The sequence below is a fragment of the Aequorivita iocasae genome, assembly GCF_016757735.1.
Classification (GTDB): Bacteria; Bacteroidota; Bacteroidia; order Flavobacteriales; family Flavobacteriaceae; genus Aequorivita; species Aequorivita iocasae.
The window spans coordinates 1,554,919-1,565,452 of sequence record NZ_CP068439.1 but is presented as its reverse complement, the minus strand read 5'-3'; the positions used below and the strand labels follow the sequence as shown (position 1 = coordinate 1,565,452).

Genomic DNA, 10,534 nt, shown 5'->3' with positions numbered 1-10,534 from the left:
AACAATTAGACAATGGTATTAAGAAAATACCGAATACAACAAATTATCCTGATGGATGAACTCCATAGGATTAGTGGGTCTATTGCTTAAAAATCAAATTAAATAGGTTTCGTCAAGTTTGTAGATATGCCTGACGATAATGGGTGGTGGGTAATCGTTTAAAGTAAAGGTTACTTCTTCAGAAATTTCAAAAAGGGTATTATAAGAGTGGAAAAAAGCAGCAACGAAAAGCTGCTGATTTAAGGTTATTTTATCAAAAGTAAGCTGTAGTTCGTCTTGTCCCGATATACTTTGTTGCTCATCACTACAACAGTCCTTTTTGGAGATATTGCACTCTGGTAAAGGTGATTGTTTATTAACTTCCATACCACAAGTTTCAACGTGGCCAAACAATGAAGAATCCACTAAAATATCACCACAGTAATGACTATCAACAGTAAAAGAAACAGTTGATAGTAACACTAAAAGTGCCATACAAAATGATGCTATTTTATGAAAAACTTTTTTCATTATGGTTACGAAGTTATGAAAAACTTATTTCTAAATACCTATTTAACAAATATTTTAGATTATGAGATTGTAAAATGTATAACTAAAATTCACGAAATATAATTGCAAATGAAATCCAATAAAAATTATTTCAATATGATATAAATCATATTCTTGTTGAACCTTTACAATTATCTTCGTAAAAATCAATCTTGTGTTTGATGTATAAAAAACTGATAATGAATTTATTAAACAAAATATTATAAAGTTGATTAAAACCAAATGTTAAACAAAATTTAACTACCTTTAGATGTGAAGTCTTCTTTTACCAAAATATTGGCCTTTTTTTTAGCAGTTGTTATACTGTTTTCTACCTCTTCCTTTACGGTAGATATGCATTTTTGCTGTAAAAAGTTGGTAGATATGTCCATTCTGGGCAAAGCCAAAGCTTGCAAAGATATGGCTCAAAAAAAAGATTCATACACCAAACAATGTACTACATTGCAAGAGAAAGGTTGCTGCGACAACCAGTCCATTTTTAAAAAAGGTGATGATGCCTTCAAAAAATCCAACACCATACCAGAACCTGAAACGCTTGTTTTCTTAAATACTTACTTTCATACCTATATCAATCTATTTGAGGGATTGGAGGATAACGTAATTTCTTTTCAAACCTATAGGCCGCCTCTCTTATCTACAGATATAATAATTCTCAACGAGACCTTCTTAATTTGATTTTCTACTTCGCAGGTTAAATTTAATCTGCATTGTCTCTATAGCCACAGTTTCACTTCTGGCTAACATTTGTTGTACCCTGTTTTAAACTACACCGTACATCATTCAATAAAACCTTACAGAGCTAACCTTGTTAGCTACAGATAATTCAAACTATTGGGCTAAAACCTGATGGCAATACATTAAACACTATGAGCAAACCAAAAGAATTTTGGATTAAGAATATGGTCTGTAATCGCTGCTTAAAAGTAATTAAGCAGGAACTACAGGAACTTGGAGTAACAGTACTTTCTTTGGAATTGGGAAGGTTGTTGGTAGAAGCACCAAAAAAAACCAACAATGAAATTGTCAATGCTGTAACAACCGTACTTCACTCCAATGATTTTGAAATCGTTCAGAACGAAGACGTAATGCTTACAGAAAGAATCAAGATTATTCTTATTGAACAATTGCAAGAGCTACCCTTACATATTAAGGTAAAAACATCTGAACTATTGGCATCAAATCTTCATAAGGATTATAAGACCTTGAGCAAATTATTTTCTACCAATGAACATACAACCATCGAAAAGTACTTTATCAAATTGAAGATAGAGAAAGTTAAAGAACTCATCCAACTTAAACAACATTCCTTTTCAGAAATAGGATACTTATTGGATTATAGCAGTGTCAACCATTTGTCCCGACAATTCAAAGAAGTGATTGGAATGAGTATGACTGACTATAAAAATACCGAAAATTGGAAACGAAACTTTTATGATGAAATTATATAAATATCAACGAAAGTTATGCAGATGAAGGCCATTGGCCAATACTACATTTAATAAATTAAAAACATATCAAAATGAAAAAAATAGTTATCACATTATTGCTTCTTCCACTATTGGGATTTGCACAGACCATCGAGAATATCGATTACATTTCACCTTTTCACGAGGGACTTGCTGCCATAAAAAAAGGAGAGAAATGGGCATTTATAAATCAAGAAGCCAAAATTGTGGTGGATTTTAGGGACGATTTGGTTTTAACCAAAACAGATGATGCCAGCTATCCCATATTTAGTAACGAAAGATGTCTGATTGCACATCAAAAAAGTGATGTGCTTTATTACGGATATATTGATAGAACTGGAAATCCTATCATACAACCACAATTTTTGAATGCAACCAACTTTGAAGGCGATAAAGCATTGGCTTTAAAAGTTGAAAAAGAAATCATTGGCTATAATGACATATTCAAAAAAGACGTGGTAAGCTATCATTATTTTGAGGTTGTCATAGATAAAGAAGGAAAAACAATAGAGCATTTAACTCAATTGGCCATTCACGTCTCGCCTAAAGGCAAGAAGGATAAAAATCCACCTGCAATTACATCCAAGCTAATCTCTAGAAGTTTAGTTATGGTTGGAGACGAAAACAAGAAATGGTCACTAAAGAAAATAGAATAAATCTTATTAATAATTTAAAAACAAATCAAAATGAAAACACTAGTAATTATTTTATCTGCAATTGGGCTTTTAAGCTTAAACAGTTGCAAACAGGAAGCAGACTTGCAAGCATTAATGCAAAATCCGGAAAACCGTACAGAAGTATATGATGCAATTACCAAAAATCACGATTATATGACCGAGTTTATGGAGGAGATGCACAATAGCGACCACGCAATGCAAATGATGCAAGGTGAAGGAATGCAAATGATGATGAAAGACAGTACGATGATGAACAATATGATGGGCAACAAACCAATGATGCACTCAATGATGAACCAAATGATGAATGACGGAAAAATGATGGGAACGATGATGAAAATGATGCACGAAAAAGGAATGATGAGCGAGGACTGTATGGAATCCTGCTCAAAGATGATGGGCGAAAAAGGAATGGATATGCAGGGTATGAAGATGGACAATATGGATTCTTCCACCAAGGATGACCATACCGAGCATCACTAATTTATAAAATCAAAAACAATGAAAAATAATCACTGGATATGGATGGTCATCGGTTGTGGGCTACCACTACTGTTCATCTTTTTAGCGCCCTCATTTGGTATAGGAGGTGGTTCATCACTATTTATTTTCATCATTTTTATGTTTGCCTGCCACCTATTTATGCCCCACGGCTCGCACGGACACGGTGGTCATAACCATTCACAGCATAAACAAAGTGAATCCCAAAATAGAGAAGAAAACTCTACGGCTGAATCCAAAGATGAACACAAAGGCCATCAGCATCACTAAAAGCTAAATATTATGAAACAAAAATTTCAAATAAACGGAATCAGTTGTGGTGGATGTGTTGCAAGAGTCAAGAAGACATTGGAAGAACATCCCAACATTGAAAAAGCAGAGATTTTTCTGGCACCAAAAGGAGCTACTGTAATCACTATGAATGAAACTCTTTCAGTTGCCGAACTACAAAAGCAACTCGATGCGCTCAATGGATACACAATCACAGAAATAAATTAATAACATCTAAAATTAAAAATTATGCACTATTACGATGGAAGTTTTGGAGGAATGCACCTTATATGGTGGATTATATGGGTCATATTTATTGCCTGGATCTTCTTTATCCCAGCGGATATCCCATATCAAAAATCAAAGAAAGAAAGCCCACTTGATATTCTAAAAAATCGCTTTGCAAAAGGCGAAATATCCAAGGAAGATTATGAAGAATCTAAAAAGATTTTAAACGCGGATTTTACTAAAAACCTTAATTCCTAAAAACTAATATTATGAATCACTACGGCGGTATGCATTTTATATGGTGGATTATCTGGTTTTTTTTCTTGGCCTGGATATTTTTCATTCCTACAGACATACCTTATCAAAAAACAAAGAAGGACAGCCCACTGGATATTCTTAAAAAACGCTTTGCAAAAGGCGAATTATCCAAGGAAGAATTTGAAGAATCTAAAAAGATTCTAAAATCAGAAAACTAACTCAAAATTATAAAACTATGTATCGATTAAACATAAAAAAACTCGGTTTTGCTTTCGGTCTAACAGGAACCTTAATTTATTTGGGCTGTATGATTGTAATGTTAACAGCAGGACAAGAAGGTTCAATTACCTTTTTCAACAGCCTTTTGCACGGCTTGGATACTACCAGTATCATTAGAATGGATGTACCACCTTTAGAAGTGTTAATGGGAATAATACAAACTTTTATTCTTTGGTGGTTAATAGGGGCTTGTATTGGAGCATTTTATAACGCACAAATAAAAGTTAAAAAATAGGAAAACCATTTTAGGATTATGCAGAATGTCTGGTTTATATGGTCGCTTATCATTTTAGCTCTTTGGGCAGTTATCTACTTGTCCAAAAAAGAAAATAGAAAAGCAATGCTTCAAATGAGCCTAATCACTATGCCGTTTGGTTTAACAGAGCCCTTGTTTGTGCCAGAATATTGGATGCCACCATCATTATTTGAATTGGCCGAAAAAACAGGCTTTGACATTGAAAGTTTAATATTTTCTTTCGCCATAGGCGGAATAGGTACAGTTGTTTATAACCTGATTTTTAAGCGAGGCCTTTCCGAAATACCACATATCGAGAGAAACCACAAAAGGCATCGGCTACATAATTATATACTCTTTACGCCAGTGGTCATATTCATTTTACTGGCTCTGTTTACATCGCTTAACCATATCTATTGTGGGATTATCGCTCTCTTTATTGGTGGATTGGCAACACTCTACTGTCGCCCAGATTTAAAAGGAAAGATATGGGTTGGGGGAATTTTGTTTACGGTATTGTACTTCATTTATTTCGGAAGCATACTTCCGTTCTATCCCCAATATGTGGAGTTGTACTGGAATCTGAACAACCTGACCCATATTCTTGTCTTGGGCATTCCGATTGAAGAATTATTATTCGCCTTTACTTTTGGGATGTACTGGTCTGGATTATACGAACATCTGTATTGGCGAAAACTTATAAAATTAAATAAAGCTCGTAATTAATTTAAAACTAAATAAAATGAAGATAGTATTAGCAATAGACGGTTCAGAGTTTAGTAAAGTGGCTGTTAAGGAACTTGCAAAATTTTCATTACCACAGGATAGTGAAATTAGTATAATAAACGTTTATGAGCATCCAGCGATGTCAACGCCAGAGCTCATTTCAACAACGGACACTCTTGACGTCTATTATCGAGAATTTATAGCCAATGCAGAAAAATTGGGAGAAAAAATTGTTTCCGATGCTGTAATAATCATATCTGAAAAAAATAGTTCGATTGCAATAACAACAAGCGTGGTCAGTGGGCTTCCAAAAAAGGAGATTTTAGAAAAAGCAGAGTCGTTTGATGCAGATTTAATCGTAGTCGGCTCTCAAGGGCAAGGAGCATTTTCACGTCTTTTATTGGGTTCTGTTTCACAGTATTTAGCAACACACGCCAAATGTTCAGTAATGATTGTAAAAGACAAGGACTCAAAGTAACTATGGCCAACACCAATGATATAAAAACCAAATATGAACGTCAATTACTCAAATAATAATGCAGAAGAATCTGCTTGTAAGGTAACAGAGACAATATGCCTTCCAGATTCTGACTTACCGCGTGTAGTTATCATTGGCGGTGGGTTTGCAGGTTTGGCATTGACAGAAAAACTGAAACACAAAGAAATTCAAGTTATCCTTATTGACAAAAATAATTTCCATCAGTTTCAGCCTTTGCTTTATCAAGTAGCTACAAGTGCCCTGGAACCGGACAGCATTGTTTTTCCTTTCAGAAAACAATTTAATGGATATAAAAACGTGGTATTCCGTTTGGCAGAAGTGGAAGAAATTCAAGCCTCATCAAATATAATTGTCACAGATAAAGGAACAGTTGAATATGATTATTTGGTTTTGGCAACCGGAACAACTACCAATTTCTTTGGTATGGAAAACGTTGAGCAAAACAGCTTGGGGATGAAGGATATTCGTGATTCCCTAAACATCCGCCATCTGATGTTGCAAAATCTGGAACAGGCAGCCATAACCTGTGATGATGATGAACGTGATGCCCTGACAAATTTCGTTATCGTTGGTGGTGGTCCTGCTGGGGTAGAAATGGCAGGAGCTTTGGCAGAATTCTGTAAATACATTCTACCGAAGGATTATCCAGAGTACCCTTCTTCTATAATGAACATTTATTTGATTGAGGCCATTGATGAATTGTTAAGTACAATGTCTGAAAAAGCCTCTACAAAAACCCTGAAATATTTGAAGGACTTGGATGTAAAGGTACTATTCAATGAATCGGTAAGCGATTATGACGGGTCAATAGTCACAACCAAAAGTGGGAAAACCATTTTTGCCAAAAACCTAATCTGGACAGCAGGTGTAAAAGGACAGTTCCCAAAAGGTATCGATGAAAAACACGTGGTAAAAGGCAACCGTATAAGAACGGGCTCATTTTTAATGGTAGAAGGTTACGAAAACATTTTTGCCATAGGCGATATAGCGGCTATAATTACAAATGAAACGCCAAAAGGACATCCACAAGTAGCACAGACGGCTATTCAACAAGGGAAATATTTGGGTAATTCATTATTGAAAATTATTAATGATGAAGCCGTAAAGCCTTTCGAATATAAAGATAAAGGTTCGTTGGCGACCGTTGGTAAACGAAAAGCAGTAGCTGATTTGGGTAAATTCAAGTTTGCAGGTTATTTCGCTTGGTTGTTATGGTCTATTGTGCATTTGATGTCAATAAGCGGATTTAGAAATAGATTGATGGTTGGTTTTAATTGGGCGGTAAGCTATTTCACTTACGAAAAGAGCAACCGCCTGATTATTAGAAATTTTAAACCTAAATCTTCTGTGAATAATCCGAAGAAATAATATAATAATGAAAGACACCACAGTTAAAAATAATAAGCTTTCTCTAATAGGTTCCATATCTCTCGGTACTGGGGTTATGATTGGTGCTGGAATATTTGTCCTTATGGGACAAATAGCTGAATTGGTAGGTGATTTATTTCCGGTTGCTTTTATAGCTGGTGCCATTGTGGTTGGTTTCAGTTCATATTCCTATGTGAAGTTTTCAAATGCTTTTCCATCTTCTGGAGGCGTTGTTAAATTCTTGAACAAATCCTATGGCCCTGGCACTACGACAGGGGTCTTTTCTTTGTTGATGTATGTCTCAATGGTGGTTTCAGAAAGCTTGGTGGCGGGCACTTTTGGAGCATATACGCTTCGGCTGTTCCCAGAAAGTTTGGCTGGTTACGCATCCATTCTCGGGATTCTGCTATTGGTAACAGCTTACATCATCAATATTTTAGGAAACAAAGTTATTGGCGCAACAGCCACCTTTACAGCAATTATCAAAGTTGTAGGTATTGCATTGCTCGCCATTGCGGGACTTATAGCTTCCGGATTCGCAGATATTACAGGAAATTATATTCCAAGAAATACGGAAACGTTGCCACAAGGGTTCGCTTTTATTGCTGCATTGGCGTTGGCAATCCTTGCCTATAAGGGATTCACTACTATTACAAATCAGGGAGGTGATATTAAAAATCCACATAAGAACCTTGGACGTTCTATTATTATTTCCATTCTTATTTGCACGATTATTTATGTAGCCTTGGCACTGGCTGTTGCTGGAGGTTTAACTATCCCAGAAATAATCGAAGCAAAGGATTACGCCTTGGCAGCGGCGGCACAACCCATTTTTGGGGAATGGGGTTCTTGGATTACCATAGCAATAGCCATTATAGCAACCTTTTCTGGTGTTATAGCAAGTGTGTTTTCGGCCTCACGCTTGTTGGCGATGTTGAGCAATATGAAGCAAGTGCCGTCCCTAAAAAGAATGGGGAATCTTAAAAACCCTGCCCTCATATTCACGGTTTCACTGGCTATTTTACTGACCGTGTTGTTTGATTTAACAAGGATTGCTTCCATTGGGGCTATTTTTTACCTCATTATGGATATTGCTATCCATTGGGGACTTTTTCGCCACCTAAAAAAAGAAGTGGATTTTCTGCCAATCATTCCATTAATAGCCATTGTGATGGATGTTGCGGTGCTTTCAGCATTTCTTTATATAAAATATCTGAACGACCCATTGGTGCTTATCGTAGCGGCAATTGGGATTATTCTAATCATTGTTGCGGAACGGCTTTTTATGATTTCACATACAGATGATGAGGGAAATATGCCGATGGGAATGGAAGTAACAAGTAATATAAAAACAAAACATAATTAATAAATTCAATTTATATGAAAAATATAGCAGTTATAGGATATGGTGTCATCGGAAAAAGAGTAGCTGATGCCGTCAATCTTCAAGATGATATGAAACTTTCGGGTGTGTGTGATATCATTAGTGATTGGCGCATTCAAAATGCGGTGAGAAAAGAGTACGATATCTATGCAGCCACTCAAGAAGCAGCTGTTACAATGGCAAATGCTGGCATCGATGTCAAAGGAAATATGCAAGACCTTTTGAAAGAGGTAGATTTAGTTGTGGACTGTACCCCAAAAAAAATTGCAGCACAGAACGTGAAAGTTTATAAAGAAATTAGGATAAAATTTATCTTACAGGGAGGGGAAAAGCACGAGACCACGGGTCATTCCTTTAGTGCGGAAAACAATTATAAATCTGCGTTAAATCTAAATGCAACACGTGTAGTTTCCTGCAATACCACCTCTATCTTAAGAACATTGACCGCTCTAAAAAGAGCTGGTTTATTGGATTATGCTAGAGGAACACTCTTAAGAAGAGCAACAGACCCTTGGGAAAGTCATTTGGGCGGAATTATGAACACAATGGTTCCAGAAAAAGATATTCCGAGCCATCAAGGTCCTGATGCCAAAAGTGTCGACCCCGAACTCGATGTTATCACATCCGCAGTAAAAGTTCCAGAGACATTGAGCCATATGCACTATTGGAACGTGAAGTTAAAGAAGCAAGCCACGAAAGAAGAAGTGCTTAATGCCTTTAAAACATCCAGCAGAATTAAGCTGATACGCTATGACCAAGGCTTGGTTTCTAACAACACTATTAAGGAAATGTTTTTGGATATGGGAAGACCTTGGGGCGATATGTATGAAGTTGCGCTTTGGGAAGATATGCTGAAGGTTGTTGGAGACGAGCTTTTTTACGCTTATGTAGTAGATAATCAAGCTATTGTAATCCCTGAAACGATTGATGCCATTAGGGCACTTACGGGAATTGAAACAGGTGCAGAAAAATCCATTGTCAAAACCAATGACAGTTTAGGAATTCATTAATTCAACATAAAATGAAAACAGAAAAAAATATCATAGAACTATTAGGAAAGAAGTCATCTTTCTATTTAGAACACGTTTGTGAAAAAATCACGAAGGATGAACTTCTAACCCCAAGCAAGAACAGTCTTGAAAAAGTATTTCTAAATAGTAACAGAAATCCACAAGTACTGCGAAGCCTCGCACAGTTGTACAACCACGGAAATCTTGGGGGAACAGGCTACTTGAGCATTCTGCCTGTTGACCAAGGCATCGAGCATAGTGCAGCTTTTTCTTTTTATAAAAATCCAGATTATTTTGACCCAGAGAATATCATAAAACTCGCCATTGAGGCTGGTTGCAATGGTGTAGCGTCCACCTTTGGTGTTTTAGGGCTGAACGCTCGAAAATACGCGCACAAAATACCATTCATTGTAAAAATCAACCACAATGAACTTCTTACCTATCCCAATAAATATGACCAAACGCTCTTTGGCAAGGTAAAATCGGCTTGGGATATGGGAGCAATTGCCGTGGGTGCAACTATCTATTTTGGTTCAGAGGAAAGTAACAGACAGCTAAAAGAAATAGCTGAAGCTTTTGAAGAAGCCCATAATTTAGGAATGGCTACCATTTTATGGTGCTATCTGCGCAATGAAGCTTTTAAAACCGAAAAAGAAGATTACCACGCAGCTGCCGATGTTACGGGACAAGCCAATCATTTAGGAGTAACCATTCAGGCAGATATTATTAAGCAAAAATTACCTACAAACAACTTTGGTTTCAAAGAGATAGGTTTTGGTAAATATGATGATAAAATGTATGAAACACTTACAACAGACCATCCTATTGACCTATGCAGATTGCAAGTAGCCAATTGCTATATGGGAAAAATAGGTTTGATAAATTCAGGTGGTGGCTCAAAAGGTGAGTCAGATTTGGTTGAAGCAGTTACGACAGCTGTCATCAATAAAAGAGCGGGAGGTTCTGGTTTGATAATGGGACGGAAAGCATTTCAAAAACCTTTTGGTGAAGGAGTTGCGTTAATCAAAGCCGTGCAGAATGTCTATTTGGATGATACTATCAATATTGCATAGTTAACAAATGG

16 protein-coding genes are annotated in these 10,534 nt (G+C 36.3%); 15 read left to right on the top strand and 1 reads right to left on the bottom strand.

All coding sequences use genetic code 11. The annotated features are described in order from the left end of the window. Nucleotides 1-93 precede the first annotated feature (93 nt). Nucleotides 94-510: an HYC_CC_PP family protein gene (locus tag JK629_RS07290; RefSeq protein ID WP_154192156.1), complete on the bottom strand. Its 417-nt coding sequence runs from the start codon at nt 508-510 to the stop codon at nt 94-96. 291 nt (nt 511-801) lie between these two features. Between JK629_RS07290 and JK629_RS07285 the strand changes: the two genes are divergently transcribed. From JK629_RS07285 to JK629_RS07215, 15 genes are all read left to right on the top strand, one after another. Further along, on the top strand, nt 802-1,224 hold the full coding sequence (locus JK629_RS07285) for an HYC_CC_PP family protein (protein WP_166517900.1): 423 nt from the start codon (nt 802-804) through the stop codon (nt 1,222-1,224). A gap of 191 nt (nt 1,225-1,415) precedes the next feature. Continuing rightward, on the top strand, nt 1,416-1,997 hold the full coding sequence (locus tag JK629_RS07280) for a helix-turn-helix domain-containing protein (protein ID WP_154192158.1): 582 nt from the start codon (nt 1,416-1,418) through the stop codon (nt 1,995-1,997). A gap of 71 nt (nt 1,998-2,068) precedes the next feature. Continuing rightward, entirely contained in the window at nt 2,069-2,671 is a 603-nt protein-coding gene (locus JK629_RS07275) for a WG repeat-containing protein (protein ID WP_154192160.1), read from the top strand. Nucleotides 2,672-2,701: 30 nt separating this feature from the next. Further along, a complete protein-coding gene (locus tag JK629_RS07270; protein ID WP_154192162.1) occupies nt 2,702-3,175 on the top strand; it encodes a hypothetical protein in 474 nt (157 codons plus the stop codon). A gap of 18 nt (nt 3,176-3,193) precedes the next feature. Continuing rightward, nucleotides 3,194-3,463 carry a hypothetical protein gene (locus tag JK629_RS07265; protein ID WP_154192163.1) on the top strand — a complete coding sequence of 90 codons (270 nt, stop codon included), beginning with the start codon at nt 3,194-3,196 and terminating at the stop codon, nt 3,461-3,463. A 12-nt stretch (nt 3,464-3,475) separates the two neighbouring features. Next, entirely contained in the window at nt 3,476-3,691 is a 216-nt protein-coding gene (locus JK629_RS07260) for a heavy-metal-associated domain-containing protein (RefSeq protein ID WP_154192165.1), read from the top strand. A gap of 21 nt (nt 3,692-3,712) precedes the next feature. Further along, on the top strand, nt 3,713-3,949 hold the full coding sequence (locus JK629_RS07255; RefSeq protein ID WP_154192167.1) for an SHOCT domain-containing protein: 237 nt from the start codon (nt 3,713-3,715) through the stop codon (nt 3,947-3,949). Between the two features lie 11 nt (nt 3,950-3,960). Further along, complete coding sequence (locus tag JK629_RS07250) at nt 3,961-4,167, top strand: SHOCT domain-containing protein (RefSeq protein ID WP_154192169.1); 207 nt, start codon at nt 3,961-3,963, stop codon at nt 4,165-4,167. A gap of 17 nt (nt 4,168-4,184) precedes the next feature. Continuing rightward, nucleotides 4,185-4,463, top strand: a complete 279-nt coding sequence (locus JK629_RS07245; RefSeq protein WP_154192170.1) for a DUF5676 family membrane protein — start codon at nt 4,185-4,187, stop codon at nt 4,461-4,463. Between the two features lie 18 nt (nt 4,464-4,481). Next, on the top strand, nt 4,482-5,189 hold the full coding sequence (locus tag JK629_RS07240) for a lycopene cyclase domain-containing protein (RefSeq protein WP_154192171.1): 708 nt from the start codon (nt 4,482-4,484) through the stop codon (nt 5,187-5,189). A 16-nt stretch (nt 5,190-5,205) separates the two neighbouring features. Further along, a complete protein-coding gene (locus tag JK629_RS07235) occupies nt 5,206-5,667 on the top strand; it encodes a universal stress protein (protein WP_154192172.1) in 462 nt (153 codons plus the stop codon). Nucleotides 5,668-5,700: 33 nt separating this feature from the next. Continuing rightward, entirely contained in the window at nt 5,701-7,056 is a 1,356-nt protein-coding gene (locus JK629_RS07230) for an NAD(P)/FAD-dependent oxidoreductase (protein WP_154192173.1), read from the top strand. Nucleotides 7,057-7,063: 7 nt separating this feature from the next. After that, complete coding sequence (locus tag JK629_RS07225) at nt 7,064-8,422, top strand: APC family permease (protein WP_154192174.1); 1,359 nt, start codon at nt 7,064-7,066, stop codon at nt 8,420-8,422. A gap of 14 nt (nt 8,423-8,436) precedes the next feature. Beyond that, nucleotides 8,437-9,450, top strand: coding sequence for a type II glyceraldehyde-3-phosphate dehydrogenase (locus tag JK629_RS07220; protein ID WP_154192176.1), 1,014 nt, complete (start codon nt 8,437-8,439; stop codon nt 9,448-9,450). Between the two features lie 11 nt (nt 9,451-9,461). After that, nucleotides 9,462-10,523, top strand: a complete 1,062-nt coding sequence (locus JK629_RS07215; protein WP_154192177.1) for a class I fructose-bisphosphate aldolase — start codon at nt 9,462-9,464, stop codon at nt 10,521-10,523. Nucleotides 10,524-10,534: the final 11 nt, after the last annotated feature.

Coding starts and splice junctions, on each gene's coding strand:
- JK629_RS07250 (WP_154192169.1), top strand. CDS start 3,961: ATGAATCACTACGGCGGTATGCATTTTATATGGTGGATTATCTGGTTT.
- JK629_RS07275 (WP_154192160.1), top strand. CDS start 2,069: ATGAAAAAAATAGTTATCACATTATTGCTTCTTCCACTATTGGGATTT.
- JK629_RS07265 (WP_154192163.1), top strand. CDS start 3,194: ATGAAAAATAATCACTGGATATGGATGGTCATCGGTTGTGGGCTACCA.
- JK629_RS07215 (WP_154192177.1), top strand. CDS start 9,462: ATGAAAACAGAAAAAAATATCATAGAACTATTAGGAAAGAAGTCATCT.
- JK629_RS07280 (WP_154192158.1), top strand. CDS start 1,416: ATGAGCAAACCAAAAGAATTTTGGATTAAGAATATGGTCTGTAATCGC.
- JK629_RS07235 (WP_154192172.1), top strand. CDS start 5,206: ATGAAGATAGTATTAGCAATAGACGGTTCAGAGTTTAGTAAAGTGGCT.
- JK629_RS07230 (WP_154192173.1), top strand. CDS start 5,701: ATGAACGTCAATTACTCAAATAATAATGCAGAAGAATCTGCTTGTAAG.
- JK629_RS07225 (WP_154192174.1), top strand. CDS start 7,064: ATGAAAGACACCACAGTTAAAAATAATAAGCTTTCTCTAATAGGTTCC.
- JK629_RS07260 (WP_154192165.1), top strand. CDS start 3,476: ATGAAACAAAAATTTCAAATAAACGGAATCAGTTGTGGTGGATGTGTT.
- JK629_RS07270 (WP_154192162.1), top strand. CDS start 2,702: ATGAAAACACTAGTAATTATTTTATCTGCAATTGGGCTTTTAAGCTTA.
- JK629_RS07245 (WP_154192170.1), top strand. CDS start 4,185: ATGTATCGATTAAACATAAAAAAACTCGGTTTTGCTTTCGGTCTAACA.
- JK629_RS07240 (WP_154192171.1), top strand. CDS start 4,482: ATGCAGAATGTCTGGTTTATATGGTCGCTTATCATTTTAGCTCTTTGG.
- JK629_RS07255 (WP_154192167.1), top strand. CDS start 3,713: ATGCACTATTACGATGGAAGTTTTGGAGGAATGCACCTTATATGGTGG.
- JK629_RS07220 (WP_154192176.1), top strand. CDS start 8,437: ATGAAAAATATAGCAGTTATAGGATATGGTGTCATCGGAAAAAGAGTA.
- JK629_RS07290 (WP_154192156.1), bottom strand. CDS start 510: ATGAAAAAAGTTTTTCATAAAATAGCATCATTTTGTATGGCACTTTTA.